This window comes from Rhodococcus sp. B7740 (genome assembly GCF_000954115.1).
Taxonomy (GTDB): Bacteria; Actinomycetota; Actinomycetes; order Mycobacteriales; family Mycobacteriaceae; genus Rhodococcoides.
Genome location: NZ_CP010797.1, coordinates 3,790,356 through 3,806,807, shown reverse-complemented (window position 1 = coordinate 3,806,807; position 16,452 = coordinate 3,790,356). Strand labels below are relative to the sequence as shown.

At 65.5% G+C, this 16,452-nt stretch carries 14 protein-coding genes and 2 tRNA genes; 5 read left to right on the top strand and 11 right to left on the bottom strand.

The genetic code is table 11. From position 1 onward, the window contains the following. Entirely contained in the window at positions 1–1,368 is a 1,368-nt protein-coding gene (locus NY08_RS17580; RefSeq protein ID WP_032397001.1) for a serine/threonine-protein kinase, read from the top strand. Then, the gene (gene pknB / locus NY08_RS17575) at positions 1,365–3,302 is read left to right on the top strand and encodes a Stk1 family PASTA domain-containing Ser/Thr kinase (protein WP_032397000.1); all 1,938 of its coding nucleotides are present in this window, start codon (positions 1,365–1,367) and stop codon (positions 3,300–3,302) included. Before NY08_RS17580 ends, pknB begins: the two co-directional genes overlap by 4 nt. A gap of 16 nt (positions 3,303–3,318) precedes the next feature. On the opposite strand, the gene NY08_RS17570 is transcribed toward pknB, so the two are convergent. Together NY08_RS17570 and NY08_RS17565 are read right to left on the bottom strand one after the other, a co-directional pair. After that, positions 3,319–3,960 carry an aminodeoxychorismate/anthranilate synthase component II gene (locus tag NY08_RS17570; RefSeq protein WP_045200668.1) on the bottom strand — a complete coding sequence of 214 codons (642 nt, stop codon included), beginning with the start codon at positions 3,958–3,960 and terminating at the stop codon, positions 3,319–3,321. A 13-nt stretch (positions 3,961–3,973) separates the two neighbouring features. After that, positions 3,974–4,720: a DUF881 domain-containing protein gene (locus NY08_RS17565; protein ID WP_045197784.1), complete on the bottom strand. Its 747-nt coding sequence runs from the start codon at positions 4,718–4,720 to the stop codon at positions 3,974–3,976. Between the two features lie 203 nt (positions 4,721–4,923). Between NY08_RS17565 and crgA the strand changes: the two genes are divergently transcribed. Continuing rightward, positions 4,924–5,187, top strand: a complete 264-nt coding sequence (gene crgA, locus NY08_RS17560) for a cell division protein CrgA (RefSeq protein ID WP_032396997.1) — start codon at positions 4,924–4,926, stop codon at positions 5,185–5,187. Between the two features lie 36 nt (positions 5,188–5,223). Further along, positions 5,224–5,709: a PH domain-containing protein gene (locus tag NY08_RS17555; protein WP_045197782.1), complete on the top strand. Its 486-nt coding sequence runs from the start codon at positions 5,224–5,226 to the stop codon at positions 5,707–5,709. 76 nt (positions 5,710–5,785) lie between these two features. On the opposite strand, the gene NY08_RS17550 is transcribed toward NY08_RS17555, so the two are convergent. Together NY08_RS17550 and NY08_RS17545 are read right to left on the bottom strand one after the other, a co-directional pair. Then, a complete protein-coding gene (locus tag NY08_RS17550) occupies positions 5,786–6,715 on the bottom strand; it encodes a rhomboid family intramembrane serine protease (protein ID WP_045197780.1) in 930 nt (309 codons plus the stop codon). Between the two features lie 24 nt (positions 6,716–6,739). Beyond that, positions 6,740–7,276, bottom strand: coding sequence for a peptidylprolyl isomerase (locus tag NY08_RS17545; protein ID WP_094629007.1), 537 nt, complete (start codon positions 7,274–7,276; stop codon positions 6,740–6,742). A gap of 94 nt (positions 7,277–7,370) precedes the next feature. Between NY08_RS17545 and NY08_RS17540 the strand changes: the two genes are divergently transcribed. Further along, positions 7,371–7,751 carry a hypothetical protein gene (locus NY08_RS17540; RefSeq protein ID WP_045200665.1) on the top strand — a complete coding sequence of 127 codons (381 nt, stop codon included), beginning with the start codon at positions 7,371–7,373 and terminating at the stop codon, positions 7,749–7,751. On the opposite strand, the gene NY08_RS17535 is transcribed toward NY08_RS17540, so the two are convergent. The 7 genes from NY08_RS17535 to gyrA all read right to left on the bottom strand — a co-directional run bounded on the left by NY08_RS17535 (position 7,746) and on the right by gyrA (position 16,444). Then, a complete protein-coding gene (locus NY08_RS17535) occupies positions 7,746–9,377 on the bottom strand; it encodes an alpha/beta hydrolase (RefSeq protein ID WP_052683859.1) in 1,632 nt (543 codons plus the stop codon). The two genes, NY08_RS17540 and NY08_RS17535, sit on opposite strands and share 6 nt — an antisense overlap. Positions 9,378–9,496: 119 nt before the next feature. Then, entirely contained in the window at positions 9,497–10,495 is a 999-nt protein-coding gene (locus NY08_RS17530; protein ID WP_235386946.1) for a GGDEF domain-containing protein, read from the bottom strand. Positions 10,496–10,700: 205 nt separating this feature from the next. Beyond that, positions 10,701–11,651 (bottom strand): acyl-ACP desaturase, encoded by a 951-nt coding sequence (locus NY08_RS17525; RefSeq protein WP_045197778.1) that lies wholly within the window; start codon positions 11,649–11,651, stop codon positions 10,701–10,703. A 408-nt stretch (positions 11,652–12,059) separates the two neighbouring features. Further along, a tRNA-Ala gene (locus NY08_RS17520) sits at positions 12,060–12,132 on the bottom strand. Positions 12,133–12,322: 190 nt separating this feature from the next. Then, positions 12,323–12,396: transfer RNA gene (locus NY08_RS17515), tRNA-Ile, on the bottom strand. Between the two features lie 109 nt (positions 12,397–12,505). Beyond that, positions 12,506–13,900 (bottom strand): DUF3566 domain-containing protein, encoded by a 1,395-nt coding sequence (locus NY08_RS26610; protein ID WP_268748807.1) that lies wholly within the window; start codon positions 13,898–13,900, stop codon positions 12,506–12,508. Beyond that, complete coding sequence (gyrA, locus tag NY08_RS17505; protein ID WP_032396992.1) at positions 13,901–16,444, bottom strand: DNA gyrase subunit A; 2,544 nt, start codon at positions 16,442–16,444, stop codon at positions 13,901–13,903. Positions 16,445–16,452 lie beyond the last annotated feature (8 nt).

Genomic DNA, 16,452 nt, shown 5'->3' with positions numbered 1-16,452 from the left:
GTGCCATTGAGCAACGGGGCTGTCATCGCCCAGCGCTACCGACTGCTGCGCCTGATCGCCACCGGCGGTATGGGTCAGGTGTGGGAGGCGATGGACAATCGCCTGGATCGCCGCGTGGCGGTCAAGGTACTCAAGGCGGAGTTCTCCGAGGACCCGGAATTCCTGCAGCGCTTCAGGTTCGAGGCGCGCACCACCGCACAGCTGAACTACCCCGGAATCGCCGGGGTCTACGACTACGGCGAGACCCGCGACGGCGCGGGCGAATCACTGGCCTACCTGGTGATGGAACTGGTCAACGGTGAGCCGCTGAACGCGGTGTTGGGCCGGATGTCCCGGTTGCCGCTCGGCCATGCCCTCGACATGCTCGAACAGACCGGCCGCTCCCTGCAGATCGCGCACACCGCAGGCGTCGTCCACCGCGACGTCAAGCCGGGCAACATCCTGATCACCCCCACCGGGCAGGTCAAGATCACCGACTTCGGCATCGCGAAAGCGGTCGACGCGTCGCCGGTCACCAAGACCGGAATGGTCATGGGCACAGCGCAGTACATCGCCCCCGAACAGGCACTCGGCGAAGAGGCCACCTCGGCTTCCGACGTCTACTCGCTCGGAGTCGTCGGATACGAAGTACTCGCGGGCACGCGGCCGTTCGTGGGCGACGGTGCCCTGACCGTGGCCATGAAGCACGTCCGCGAAACGCCGGCACCCATGCCGCTCGACCTGCCGCCTGCCGTACGCGAACTCATCGAGATCACGATGGTCAAGGACCCCGCCGCGCGCTACGCCAACGGTGGCGAGTTCGCCGACGCCGTCGCCGCGGTCCGTGCAGGCCGTCGCCCGCCCGCACCCGGAAACTCCCGCGGTACGGGCACCGGCCGGGTCATGATGCCGGGCGTCGTACCCAGCCCTGCGGCACCGCCGTCGAGCACCCAGATGATGCCGACATCGCAGCGCGAGTACCGCGGACCGGTCACCGGAACGGCAGCCGCCGCAGTCCCCGAGTCCACCGGAATGTCGTCGGCGCAGAAGGCCCTGGCCTGGGGCGGCGCCGGACTGCTGCTGCTGGCCATCCTCATCGGCGGTTACGTGCTGTTGACCGGGGGCAGGGACGACACGCCGACTCCGTTCGTGCCGCCGACCACCACGACCACGCAGCCGACCACCACCACGACCACAACCACCGAACCCACGACGACCACGGAAGAAACCACCACCGAAGAAACCACGACGACCACGACGACGACCACAACCGAGGCGCCGACGACCACCGAGGAAACCACCACGACCACGGCCGAGCCGACGCAGACGACGACGAGACGGCCGCTGATCGAGATTCCATTCCAGCAAGATCCTCGAGGACAACAATGACGACTCCCCGTACGCTGTCCTCTCGCTACGAGCTGGGCGAGATACTCGGTTTCGGCGGCATGTCCGAGGTTCATCTGGCACGTGACACTCGGCTGGATCGCGACGTCGCCATCAAGGTCCTGCGCGCCGATCTCGCTCGCGACCCCACGTTCTACCTGCGCTTCCGACGCGAAGCCCAGAACGCGGCCGCCCTGAACCACCCCGCCATCGTCGCCGTGTACGACACCGGCGAGGCCGAGACCGAGGCCGGACCGCTCCCGTTCATCGTCATGGAGTACGTCGACGGCGACACCCTGCGCGACATCGTGCGCGCCGAGGGACCCATGGCGCCGCGTCGGGCCATGGAGGTCATCGCCGACGTCTGTGCTGCACTCGATTTCAGCCACCGCAACGGAATCGTGCACCGCGACGTCAAACCCGCGAACATCATGATCAACAACGCGGGCGCCGTGAAGGTGATGGATTTCGGCATCGCGCGTGCCATCGCCGATTCGTCGTCTCCGATGACCCAGACCGCCGCCGTCATCGGGACCGCTCAATATCTCTCACCCGAGCAGGCCCGCGGCGAACAGGTCGACGCTCGATCGGACGTCTACTCGCTCGGATGTGTGCTGTTCGAGATCCTCACCGGCGAACCGCCGTTCAAGGGTGATTCACCGGTCGCCGTCGCCTACCAGCACGTGCGCGAGGATCCTCAGCTGCCGTCGTTGGTCAACGACACCGTGCCGCGCGAACTCGACTCGATCATCCTCAAGGCGATGGCCAAGAACCCCGCCAACCGCTACCAGAGCGCCGCCGAGATGCGTACCGACCTGGTCCGTGTCCTCGGAGGTCAACGCCCGAGCGCCCCGATGGTCATGAACGACGAGGACCGCACCACGATCCTCGGATCGGTCGACTCCCGGCAGGCAGACTTCTCCGGCGCGGACAAACCGGCCGCAGCCGCCGCACCCCGTGCGTCGAGGCACGCCGAACGCGAGGACGAACCCAGGAGCCGTCGCGGACTCAAGATCGCCCTCGTTTCCGCGGCGTCGATCATCGTCGTCGCGATCGTCGGAGCATTCCTGTGGTCCCTCGGTCCCGGAGCGGAGCCCACGTCCGTCACCGTGCCGTCCGTCGCCGGACTCGTCGCCGACGAGGCCCAGCGGGAACTCGAGAACGTCGGACTACGCGTCACCGTGCAGGAGAGGCCGGATGCGTCGGTCCCCGAGGGTTCGGCGATAGGCACCAACCCGGCCGCAGGGTCACAGACCGAATCACCGGGAGACATTCAGCTCGATGTCTCCTCGGGCCCGCAGCAGGTGCAGGTGCCGCGGCTGACCGGACGAACGCAACAGGAGGCGGCAGACGCCTTGAACGAGGTGGGCCTCGAACTCGATCCCACCGTCGCCCGTGCGCCGTCGACGCCGGAGAACCTCGACAAGGTCATCGAGCAGAACCCGTCCTCGGGCGTGAGCATGAACGCCGACTCGCAGGTTCGCATCACGCTCGGTTCGGGGCCTGCGCAGGTCCGGATGCCCAACGTCGTCGGCCAGCTCGTCGACGTCGCGCAGCCGAACGTCGAGGGTGCCGGGCTCCGTGTCCAGATACAGAACATCGACTCGAGTCAGCCGGTGGGACAGGTCGTCTCGACGGACCCGACCGGTGGTGCCAACGTCGCCGAGAACACCGTCGTGACGTTGCGGGTCTCCAACGGAGACAAGATCCCGATGCCGGACCTGTCCGGCCTCACCGAGGCTCAGGCCCTGACAGCACTGGAATCGGCGGGGTGGACCGGAACTGCGTCGAACCTGTCGACGTCGAGGCAGTCGACACTCGACCCACTGATGGTCGGGCGAATCGTCAACCAGACGCAGCCGGCAGGCTCGGAGATCAGCAAGACCGACACCATCACCGTGAGCATCGGGGCGCTGGGAATCCCCAGCGGCAACTAGCCGCGTCGAGGCCGGCTCAGGCGAACGCCTCGGCGACCTGGGCCTCGAGCTTGGAAACCAGACCCTGGTCGGTGGGCATCCCGCAGACGGTCAGCCAATTCGCCAGCATGCGGTGGCCGCCCTCGGTGAGGATGGACTCCGGATGGAACTGGACGCCGTGAATCGGTAGTTCGGTGTGCCTCATGGCCATCACCAGACCGGATTCGGTGCGCCCGATGATCTCGAGTTCGTCCGGGATCGTGTCCTCCCGGACGGTCAGCGAGTGGTAGCGAGTGGCCGTGAACGGCTCGTTCATCCCCTCGAGAACTCCGACGCCCGAATGGTGCACCAGGCTGGTCTTACCGTGCAGCAGTTCCGGAGCCTTCTCCACCGTCGCACCGAAGGCTGCACCGATCGCCTGATGGCCCAGACAGACCCCGAGCAGGGGCGTCTTCGCGCGAGCGCTGGCCGAGACGAGATCCATCGTGGCACCCGCGCGCTGCGGCGTGCCCGGCCCCGGGCTGAGCAGAATGCCGTCGAACCGGCCAGCAACGGCGTCACGGTCGGTGAGGCGCTCGTCGTCGTTGCGCCAGACCTCGACATCGGCATTCAACTGGCCCAGGTACTGGACGAGGTTGAAGACGAAGCTGTCGTAGTTGTCGACGACGAGAATACGCATGTGGACAGCGTACTCAGCGAGGCTGTGCATACCGCATGCGCACCGATTCGGAGTACGCGGGCACCGAGAGGTTCTCGGACGCTGCGACGTCGTAACGGAGGCCGTATCGAAGCGCGTACTGCTCGTACAACCGCACACCCGGCTCGTTCTTCAAGGCCGCGCGCAACCGATCCGAATCCCCGATCGCCGTCATCACGTACGGCGGACTGTACGTCCGCCCGCCGAGCAGAAGGGTGTTTCCGATGCACCGCGGAGCCGACGAGGCCACCAGGCGTTGATCCTGCATCGCGATCGCCGACGCGCCGCCGGCCCACAACGCGTTGAGCACGCTCTGGACATCGACCTGATGAACCACCAGATCGTCGACGGACGCGTCGGACGCATACGAGCCGTCCGGTCCACGGGGAGCGTCGGCCATCGTGACGGTCACACCCCCACCGGACGCGGGCTTGCGTCCCGCCGCGTCGGCCAGGGAATCGATACGCACCAACGCATCGGCAACCTCGGTGTCCCCCGTCGCAGTGCGTTGCTGGATGGACTCGACCTGCTGCTCGAGCGCGTCCCGGCTCCGCTGGGCATCGTCACTGCTGAGTCGGGCCGCATCGACCAGATCCGCGAGCCGAGTGGTGTCGCCGCCGCGCAGCTCGGAGCCGTCCGAGACATGCCTGGTGGTGCCGAGCAGCAGACCCACGACAGCGCACACCACAACGGCGAGCACCCACCAGCGCGTGTCGGCGGGGGCAGTCGATCGTCGTCTCACGGGTGCTCGCAATTTGTCCGGTGGGTCGGTGCTGGGCTCACCTGCGTTAGCGTGTACAGCAACCGGTTCGGTGACCGTCACGGTCCTCGAGGTGACAATAGCCTGGGGATGCGCGGCACCCGCCGATCCACAGGTTCCGACCGTAAGTTGTCCACAGGTACGGCCGCAGTGCCACCGGCCGTCACGAACACGAAGAGGAAGCAATGCCGAAGTCGAAGGTACGGAAGAAGAACGACTACACGATCAACCCGGCGAACCGTACGCCGGTCAAGGTCAACGCCGGGCCGTCACCGGTCTGGTACGTGGTGCTGATGCTGGGATTCATGCTGGTCGGGCTGCTGTGGCTCATCGTCTACTACCTGGCTTCCGAGGACATCGCCTTCATCGGGAACCTCGGCGCCTACAACTTCCTGATCGGCTTCGGGTTCATGGTCGTCGGACTCGTGATGACCATGCGGTGGCGCTGAGAGCCGACCGAGTTACATCGATGTCATTCATCCCCAATGTGGATAAACCCTGTGGATAACTCTACGAACGATCCACAGGGTGTGTACGAACAGCAGTGGGCGACGCCCCTCGTCGCCGTCGCAGCCCTGGTCGTGGGCGGAATCGCGCTCGGAATCGGAGCTGCACTCTCATCCACCGACGCAGCCGGAACATTCCTCGTCGGCCTCGCCGCCGTCGGAATGTGGATCATCGCCGCACTCGCCGCCGCACAACGCCCCCGACTGGCCATCACCCACGACGGATCGCTGGTGATGAAACGCCTCGGCGGCAGACACACGTACACTCGCAATGACATCGTCCGCATCAAAATCGTGAAATACCCACGACTGGGCCGACGCGTCCCGATGCTCGAACTCGACGTCCGCCCACCCGGCGAAGACGACGACCGACTCATCATCTTCGGCAGATGGGACCTCGGAACCGACCCCCGAGATGTGTACGACGCACTCGAAATACACGGTCTGGTGCCCCGCAACTCCTGACCGCCCGGCCCCCAGGGTCACTCGATGTGACATTCAGTGGCCTTTTGGGGGGTCGATGTCACATCGAGTGGACTGGCTAGAGGCCCATATGGGCGCGCAGGTCGAGTACACGGATGGCGATGATGCCCAGTGACACCAGAGCGACCGCGATGACCGAGAGCCAGGCCATGGACACGCCGGCCATGGTTCGTTGTCGACCCGTGTCCGGGGTTCGTCGGGAGAGGAACACCAGACCGGCGGTTGCGGCGGCTCCGGCGACGAGTCCGCCCATGTGTCCCCACAGCGAGATGCTGGGGATCGAGATGCTGATGAAGATGTTCACTGCGATGACGATGAGGATGGGTGCCGGGCTTCGCTTGAGCCGCAGCAGGATGACGGCCTGCGCGCCGAGGAGGCCGAAGACGGCACCGGACGCGCCGACGGTGAGCGCCAGTGGATTCTCCAGCAGCATCACCGACGCGCTTCCGCCGAGGAGCGAGAGGAAGTAGACGACCAGGTAGCGGGTTCGGCCGAGCACGAGTTCGACGTCGCGACCGATGATGTACAGCGCGAACATATTCACGAGCAGGTGGATCGGCCCGTAGTGGACGAAGCCGCTGCCGATCAACCGGAACACATCGCCGTCGGAGACGAGCAGGCTGTTGAGAGCCCAGCTGCGCGCAAGCGCGGATCCGGAGGTGTTGTTCATCGGATCGCCGGACTGTGCCACGGTGATGCCGTAGACGATCACGTTGACGGCGATGAGGGCGTACGTCAGTGGGGTTTTGGCCGATCGTGCCATGGGTGCACCGGCGACGGTCTGCGCAGTGCGGATGTTCTTGTTGCCCTCGCGCACGCAATCGACGCAGTGCTGTCCGACGGCGGCGGCCTGCAGACACTGCGGACATGCCGGCCGGCCGCAGCGCGAACAGGCCAAGCCGGTGGGGCGATCGGGATGTCGGACGCACACCGACTGGGGTGGGTTGGGCTGGTCGCCGTAGGCGCCACCCCAGCCGGGGTTCGTCATCTTGTCGAGAGTCCTTCGGTCAGATCAAGAGATGGTGACGTTGTTGATGACGACCTCGTCCACCGGGCGATCTCCGCGGCCGACCGGCGTGCTCGAGATCGCGTCGACGACCTTCTTCGACGCCTCGTCGGTGACCTCACCGAAGATGGAGTGCTTGCGGTTGAGGTGCGGGGTCTTGCCGGTGGTGATGAAGAACTGCGAGCCGTTGGTGCCGGGGCCGGCGTTCGCCATGGCCAGCAGGTACGGGCGATCGAAGGAGAGCTCCGGGTGGAACTCGTCCTCGAACTTGTAGCCCGGTCCGCCTGCACCGGTGCCGGTCGGGTCGCCGCCCTGGATCATGAAGCCGTCGATGACGCGGTGGAAGACCGCGCCGTCGTAGAACGGTCCGGTCTTGGCACCCGATGCGTTCTGCGTCGTGTACTCCTTGGATCCGTCCGCGAGACCGACGAAGTTCGCGACGGTCTTGGGGGCGTGATTGCCGAACAGTTCGATGACGATATCGCCGCGGTTGGTGTGCAGCGTGGCCGTTTGGGTCTTGTTTGGTGAAGTCACGCCCTCCATCGTGCCATCTCGGGTGATCGGGCAGTTCACAACGGGCATCGAGTCGGGTGTATCGGGAGGGTTCAGCGGGGGCGTGTTGTGGAACAGTGAGGGTATGACGAGCACAACGAAGCCCGACCGGGGTCGGTCGACCACCGGTACCGCAGCGTCCGCGCTGCTCGGAGCCGCATCTGCCGCAAGCAAGGGTCCGGCCGGAGTGGGCCTGCTGTTGGCCAGACGGGGTTACGGGCTGGCACGCAAGCAGGCTGCGCAGCGGCGAGCGGTGACCGCGGAGCGTATTGCCGAAGCGAATCGCACCCCAGCGCTGGTCACGGTCGACGCCGGATCACGTCGGACCCGCCGAATCCTGGTGTTCGGTGCCGCTGCTGCCGTCGTCGGAGGTGTCGTGTTCTTCCTCGGTCGCCGTCGCAACGAGGTTCCCCCGCCTGCCGACGTTCCGCCGAGTCTGGCCGACTACGACGACACGCCGTCATAGGTACAGAGCTTTCTGCAGCAGGTCGAGCAGACCCGGCCTCGTTCTGATCACGGCCTCAGCGCCGCGGTCGGCGACGACCAGTGCCGTGTTGTGTCCGCTGGTGGTCCCCTCGGTGAGATAGTCGCTGTGACCGATCGAGCCGCCGGCCCCGTCGGACGGCTCGGTGGACAGCAGTGTGACTCCGTCGAGTGCGCCCGGATCGCGGCCGAACGCGGCGAGATCGGCGACGATATCGCCCTGGGCCTCCGCTACGAAGGTGTGTCCGACGGGAAGCTGAAGGTCCGCGACGCTGTGTGTGCCGAGCCCCGGTGACCCGAGAGCCACGAACTCGTCGACTCCCGTGTCACCTCGGAGCGCAGATGCTGCCGTGAGGGATCCGTAGGAGTGGGCCAACACCGACAGATGCGGATCGCCCGCACGCGCGGCGTCGAGGCCGTTCAGAAACGGAACCAGTCGATCGGCTCCCGCCTGCGCAGCCGCACCCGAGACCACGGTCCGATCCGGATCGAGCAAGCTCCACCCCACCTGAGGGGCTTGGTAGTCCAGCCAGGTCACGGCAGCCGCAGATTGCGGTCCGTCTTGCGAAACAAGTTGCTGCACAGTGCTTTCGAGGTTCTCCATGTCGCCGTCGTAGCGGAGAAGATGACCGTGCACCGTCGAGCCGAGACCGGGCACGAAGACGGCGACATGGGTTGCGGTATCGACATCGCCGACCGCCACGGCCGCCATCGTCTCCTCGTACGAGGAATTGTCGAGGACAAGGAGCTGTCGAGCTCCTTGCGCCAGCGTCGCGTCGATCGCATCGAGTGATGCCAGCCGTGTGCGAGTCTGCTCGAGTCCGGCATCGGCGTCACTGAAGATCCCGCCGAACACGTTGTCGTCCAACTCTTTCTGCAGTTCGGCCTGGACGGCGCGGAGGCGGATACGCTCGGCGGCCAACACTCGGCGGTTGGCGCTGTCCCGTACCCGTCCAGGCAGGCCGTCGAGATTGCCGATCAGCGCGGGCTGTTCGACGAGCAACCTGGTTCGTGCCGCAGGCGAGAGCGCGCTCCAGAAGGCAGCATTGGCCGCCGGTGACCCGTCGCGCGGCACCGAAGCCGCAACTGCCGCCGCGACGGAGGCTGCGGACGTGTCCCCGGCGAGGCGTCGGGCAAGGAAGTCGTCGAAGTCCGTGGCCGTACGAATCAGCTGCGCGATTCGCTCGGCGAGCTCGTCACGGCACCGCCGCCGCTCTCGCATCGTCGACCACAGATCCACGAGCGCAACCGAATACGACGCTGCAGCGTCGGACACCGAGCCATCGGATTCGACCGCGAATCGCTCGTCCGCCGCTCTCTGCTCCACCGAGCGGAGGGCAGCGACCAGACTCTGCATGTCGATCGAGGCATCCGCGGTACAGGTCGCGATCCGAAGCAACTCGGCTGCGATGTCTGCCAGATCGGATCGGATGCGGCTCATCGCCTCACGCGCCGCCTCGGCCGCAGGACCGTCCCAGCCTGTGCCCATGGCCGCGTCCGCTACCGAATCGTGCACGGCAGTCACTTCACGCCACCGCCACATCAGGGCTTCGGACGCGGCTTCCAGCACTCGGCTGTCCCATGTTCTGAACTCGTCGAGAGTGACCATCGCGTATCCCCCGCAGCATCGTCGTTGTCGACGAGTCAACGCGAGAAGTGCACCGCGCGGGAAAATCTATCCCCAGCTTGTGGATGAAATCTGGGGATCAACGCTGCATCGACGGAGTGCTACTGCGCGATCCTGCGAATCGGTCCGCTGTACCCGGCGTCGGGATCGGACGGCCGACTCGTCCTCGGCGGACGGCTTCGCTTCGCTCGGTACAGATCGGCGTCGGCTGCCCGATAGATCTCACCCCAGCGGCGACCCGCGGGCATGCAGGCCAATCCGACGCTCCATTCCGCACGATGAGCGCGGCGCAGTCGCTCGATGATCTGCCAGGCCTCCGTTTCGAGAACCCCCGGCATGAACAGCACGAACTCGTCTCCGCCGAGCCGACCGAGAACGTCGCGTCGGGTCAACTGCCCCTTCCATGCCTTCGAGACCCGGGCGAGCAGGACGTCACCGGCAATGTGGCCGTACTCGTCGTTGATCTCCTTGAAATTGTCCAGGTCGAGCACGGCGAGGCTGACCGACAATCCGCGAGCGGCACATGCCGGCAACATCTTCTCGATCTTGGACTCGAACCCGAATCTGTTGAGCAGGCCGGTCAGAGCGTCGTGCGTCGCGGAATAGCGCATTCGGCGCGCGAAGACACCGAACACCTCCGTGGCACCGACGATGCCGAGCGCCACGAGGATGTAACTGATGAACGGCGTTCCGTACGGCGCGATCGCCGCTCCGATGACCGCCGAAACAGCAAGCACTGCAACCCAAATGCCTGCACTGCGTTCGGACCAGAACGCACCGATGTGCATGCCGAGGAACATGGCCGCCTGGACGCAGATCAAGAACGCCGGCATGGTGTCGCTGCTCCCCAACGCGCAGGCGAGTGCCATCACCGACAATGCGGTCGCCAATCCCACCGCCTGCTTGGGGCTCGGCACACCCGCCCTTGCCAGCACCACGATCGCCGTCGGACCCAGTATCAGAGCCAAAGCGGCCAGAACCTGCTGCGCACCGGTCAGATTCGACCACGACGCTATCGCGCTGGCGGCGTACAGAACCGTGGTGACCGCCGCGAACACGGCGAGCATGCGTCCGGACTCGTCGAACCTGAGCCTGCTCACCAGTCGATTCCAACCGTGCAAGACCATGATTCGGCCGACTGGAGGCAGCATTCACCGAAAGGAACACCACCACTCACCCGATACCCCCCAGGCACCATCGGCCCTCCCCACGCACTACGGCCATCGCCTCACATGACCCAACGATGCCCGGACTCTAACACCTCCGAGACGTGATCACGACTCTGGCCGGCGAAGACGTAGCAGGTCAGGACGCCTTCTCGGCGCGTGCCGCCTCCCTGGCAAGCAGACGATCGCGAGACTCCTCGAACTTGGTCGCCTTGACTGCCAGGTCTTCGACGAAGGCTGCCAGCCGGTCACGATCCCGCTCGCCCTCACCCGTGAAATCGTTGCGCTCGAAGATCTTCCACTTGCGCAAGACAGGCATCAACACCTCGTCCAGATGCTGCCGCAGATCGTAGATCCCGTGCTTGGCCAAGGTCATCGCATTCTTGCGGAAATTGGGCATGTTCAGACCGGGCATCTGGAAGTCGGTCGCGACATCGGTGATGGCGCGGACCATCTGATCGGGCACCAGATCCAGCGACGCCTCACCGAGGTTCCGATAGAAGATCATGTGCAGGTTCTCGTCCGCGGCAACACGAGCCAACATTCGATCCGCCACCGGATCTCCGCACGCCAGACCCGTGTTGCGATGCGACACCCGCGTCGCCAACTCCTGAAACGTCACGTACGCCACCGAATGGAGAAAATTCGCGCCATCCATCGGCGCATCGACGCCCACCGTCATGTGATGCATTCGAGCCCGCTCCAGCTCCACCGGGTCGACCGCTCGGGTCACGACCAGATAGTCGCGCATGACGATGCCGTGGCGATTCTCTTCCGCAGTCCAACGCCCCACCCACGTCCCCCAGGCACCGTCCAACGAGAAGTTGTCTGCCAACCCCCGGTGATACGACGGCAGATTGTCCTCGGTGAGCAAATTGGTGATCATCGCCGTGCGAGCCAGTTCCGACAACGACGACTGCTCCAGAGACCAGTCCTGCCCACCCATCGCCGCGAAGTTCCGACCCAGATCCCACGGAACGTAATCATGCGGATGCCATTCTTTCGCCATCGACAGATGGCGATTCAAATTGGCTTCCAGAGTGCCGTCGAGTTCCGTCAACAGCTCTTCATGATCGAGAACACGCGTCATCTGCGGGACTCCTTAGAGATTCGAGATGCCCGAACCGCCAACCGATTCGAGACAGTGGCGAACAGCGTCCACCGAGATCGGACGACGGCACACCCCCCTGCGGTGCGCCGTCGCGACCATCCACATCGATCCGAGAACCGACGTGCTTTGCACAGCGACCACGCTAAGGATCGAAATACGGATACGACACAGAACCGGCGACTGTCTGGACATGTGGGCGCCGAAGCACAGACCGCCTTGGGTCCGATCACAACCGGGCCGCCGAATCCGCTTCGAACCTCTCGGCACTCGAGGGCACTCAATGTCACATTCAGTGGACTTTTGGGGGGTCGATGTCACATCGAGTGGACGTGGGGCCGGTGGAGAAACGAAAAAGGACGCCCACCGAAGTGGACGTCCTATTTCTTGTGGAGCCTAGGAGATTCGAACTCCTGACATCTGCCTTGCAAAGGCAGCGCTCTACCAACTGAGCTAAGGCCCCGGGTGTTGCCGGTGATCGTAGACGAACCTTACACGTCCACTCCGAGCGATTGTCACGCGGTGGGGATGCTGTGCCAGACGCCGTCTGCGCTGCGCTGCGAGCGCACCTTCGATAGTGTCAGCACTGCGATCACCGCCGATGCGACCAGAAGAAGGATTTTCACGTCCTGCCTCTTTTCGTTCGTTCGGTGTGGGCCTAGGAGGACTTGAACCTCCGACCTCTTCCTTATCAGGGAAGCGCTCTAACCGCCTGAGCTATAGGCCCTCATCACTACTTCGGACCGAAGAAAACCTCTCCTCGAACCGAGGGATGAGATTACCGTATCGGGCCGCTGTCTTCCAAAACGGCCCGATACGGCTGTCGATGATGCAGGTCAGTCGCGGTCTGCCAACGTCACTTCGACGCCACCGACCAGGTCCGACGACAGGTTGTAGATGAAGGCGCCGATGGTCGTCAGAGCGGTGAAGAGTACGACATTGATCACACCGATCACCGCCGCGTAGCCGAATACCTGCCCGGCGCTGACGAGTCCGCCGTCGCCGGATTCGTTGACGATCTCGGTGAACGCACTGTTGAGCCGTTCCCAGACGCCCATGCCGTCCAGCACTGCGTACAGCAGGCCGACCGACACCATCCACACGAAGAACAGCGACACTGCGATCACGAGGGCGATCTTGAGCGTCGACCACGGATCGATCTTGCGGATCTGGATGGTCGCCCGCAGGGGATCACCGTCGGCACTGGGCACGGCCGTGATCGATGCAGGTGCCGCACGCTCGGACAGGGACGGCTCCGGGTGCCGCACCGCAGACAGATCCGGCATGTCCTTCGCCAGATCCTTGCGTTCGATGTGCCGTGTCGGTCCGTCGATGACCGCGGCCTTCGACCTGGCGGCTTCTCGCCGTTCGGTCTTGTCCTCGGTCGATTCGCGCTGGATCGGCTCGGCAGACGTGCGAGCCGATCGATCGAACTCACCGGTCGGAGGCAGTGCCGCACCGCGTCCGGAGAGGTTGGTCTGCGGCTGATTCTGCGGCTGCTGCCGATCGTCGGTTCCCTGCGATGCGGGACGCTGACCGCGCTGCCAGGGCGGGGTTCCCGAGCCACCTTGCGGACCGTCGTTCTGCTGGGCCGGCATCGCCTGAGTCGCTGCCGGACCGGCCTGGTCCTGACCCCGAGCGGCTTCCGGCGCGCGTGACGCCTCGCCGGTGGCCGTCGACTCGGCGGAGACCTCCGGAGTGCGCACGGTCTCGCCGGGTGCCGATCGCTGTGGAGCCTGCTGTCGTGGAGGTCGACCGCCCGGTGCCTGCCGCTGTGGCGGCTGGCCGTTCTGCGGCGGACCACCGTTGGGTCGACCGGCCGGTTGCTGACCGGGTCCGGGCGGACGGCCGGGAGCCTGGGGCGGCTGGGCCTGCGCCGGACCGGCAGGAGCCTGTCCCTGCCGAGGCGCACTCTGCTCGGTGGCCCCCGAAGGAGCCTGAGGCGGCGGTCCCTGAGGTGCAGGCGGCCGCTGCGGCGGGGGTCCCTGAGCCGGACGTGCCGGACCGTTCGGAGCACCCGGTGCGGGTCGCATCGGTGGGCGTGCACCCCCCTGCGGGACCGGACCACGGCCTGCGGCGGGCGCGGGACGAGTGGCCGGCTGCGGGCGGTTGCCCGGGCGAGCTCCCTCGGGCGGCGCGGGACGCGCGGGCTGCTCGGCCCGCGCGGCATCCCGGCTGTCCGGTCCACCGCTGGGGCCGGGCCTGCTACCAGGCCGGTTGGGAGTGCTCACTTACGACTCCTTCGCTGCATCGTCTTCGGTGCCCAGAGAATCCGGTTCGATCTCGTCGGCGTTGCGCGCGATCGCGAGCAGTGTGTCGCCTTCACCGAGATTCATCAACCGCACGCCCTTGGTCTGTCGGCCGGCCTTCCGAACCTGCTTGGCAGCGGTCCGGATCACGCCACCACTGGACGTGATGGCGTACAGCTCGTCCTCGTCGTCGACGATGAGAGCTCCCACCAGCGTGCCACGCTTCGGGTCGTACTGGATTGTCAGCACTCCCTTTCCGCCGCGGCCCTGCTGGGGGTAGTCCTCCATCGCGGTCCGCTTGGAGTATCCACCCGAGGTCGCGACCAGCAGGAACTTGTTCTCGCTGACGACGTTGAGCGAGAGCAACGCGTCCTCGCCGTTGAAGCGCATGCCCTGCACGCCCGAGGTGGCGCGGCCCATCGGGCGCAACACCTCGTCGGTGGCAGAGAACCGGATGGACTGTCCCTGCGCCGAGACCAGCAGCAGATCGTCGTCCGAGGACGCGAGAACGGCCCCGACCAACTCGTCCTCGCCGCGCAGGTTGACGGCCACGATGCCGCCGCTGCGGTTGGAGTCGAAATCGGTCAGTCGTGACTTCTTGACCAGACCGCCCTTGGTGGCGAGCACCAGATACGGCGCATCCTCGTAGGTCTTGATCTGGATGACCTGGGCGATGCGTTCGTCCGGCTGGAAGGCCAGCAGGTTCGCGACGTGCTGACCGCGGGCGGTCCGGTTGGCCTCGGGCAGTTCGTAGGCCTTGGCCCGGTAGACGCGCCCCTTGGTGGTGAAGAACAGGATCCAGTCGTGCGTCGAGCAGACGAAGAACTTGCTGACGATGTCGTCCTGCTTGAGCCCCGCTCCCATCACGCCCTTGCCGCCGCGCTTCTGCGAGCGGTAGAGGTCGGTCTTGGTGCGCTTGGCGTAACCGGTCTCGGTGATCGTCACGACCACGTTCTCCCGGGCGATCAGATCCTCGTCGTTGACGTCCCCGTCGGCGGCGATGATGCGCGTGCGACGGTCGTCGCCGAACTTCTCGACGATCTCGGCGAGCTCGTCGCGCACGATCTGTCGCTGCCGCTCCGGCTTGGCCAGAATGTCCTGCAGGTCGGCAATGGTGCGTTCGAGTTCGGCCAGCTCGTCGATGATCTTCTGACGCTCGAGGGCTGCGAGGCGCCGCAGCTGCATGTCGAGGATGGCCTGGGCCTGAATGTCGTCGATGTCGAGCAGCGAGATCAGGCCCTGCCGCGCGTCGTCGACCGTTGGAGATGCCCGGATCAGCGCGATGACCTCGTCGAGCGCATCCAGAGCCTTGACCAGGCCGCGCAGAATGTGGGCGCGCTCTTCGGCCTTGCGCAGGCGATACCGCGTACGTCGGACGATCACGTCGAGTTGGTGAGTGACGTAGAAGCGGATCATCTGATCCAGGCGCAGCGTCCGCGGAACGCCGTCGACGATCGAGAGCATGTTCGCGCCGAAGCTCGTCTGCAGCTGCGAGTGCTTGTAGAGATTGTTGAGCACGACCTTCGCGACGGCGTCGCGCTTGATCGTGACGACGATGCGCATGCCGACACGGTCGGAGGACTCGTCGTCGATCTTGGAGATGCCCGAGAGCTTGCCGTCTCGGACCTGCTCGGCGATCGAGGTGATCAGGTTGTCCGGGTTGACCTGGTAGGGCAGCTCGGTGATGACGATCGTGGTGCGACCGTTGGAATCTTCTTCGATCTCGACGACGCCGCGCATGCGGATCGAGCCGCGGCCGGTGGAGTACGCATCCTGGATGCCCTGGCCACCGACGATGAGGCCGTGGGTCGGGAAGTCGGGGCCCTTGACGCGTTCCATGCAGGCCGCGAGCGTCGCTTCTTCGTCGGCCTCGAAGTTGTCGAGGGCCCAGAACACCGCGTCGCCCAGTTCACGCAGGTTGTGCGGCGGAATGTTGGTGGCCATACCGACGGCGATGCCGTTGGAGCCGTTCATCAACAGGTTCGGCACGCGGGACGGAAGGACCGTCGGCTCTTGGGTTTTGCCGTCGTAGTTGGGGATGAAGTCGACGGTTTCCTCGTCGATGTCGCGCAACATCTCCATCGCGAGCGGAGTCAGCCGGGCCTCGGTGTAACGCATGGCAGCGGCACCGTCGTTGCCGCGGGATCCGAAGTTGCCCTGGCCGTCGACCAGCGGGTACCGCATCGACCACGGCTGGGCCAGACGCACCAGTGCGTCGTAGATCGAGGTGTCGCCGTGGGGGTGGTAGTTACCCATCGTCTCGGCAACGGGGCGTGCGGATTTGACGTAGCTGCGGTCGGGCCGGAAGCCGGAGTCGTACATCGCGTACAGCACGCGGCGGTGCACGGGCTTGAGTCCGTCACGCACCTCGGGCAGTGCGCGCCCGACGATGACGCTCATCGCGTAATCGATGTAGCTGCGCTGCATTTCCTGCTGGATGTCGACCGGATCGATCCGGTCGCCGCCCTCGGCGTTGGTGGTCGAACCCGGCGGGGGTCCTACCGGCGGTTCGGTGATGTCAGACATGCAAATCT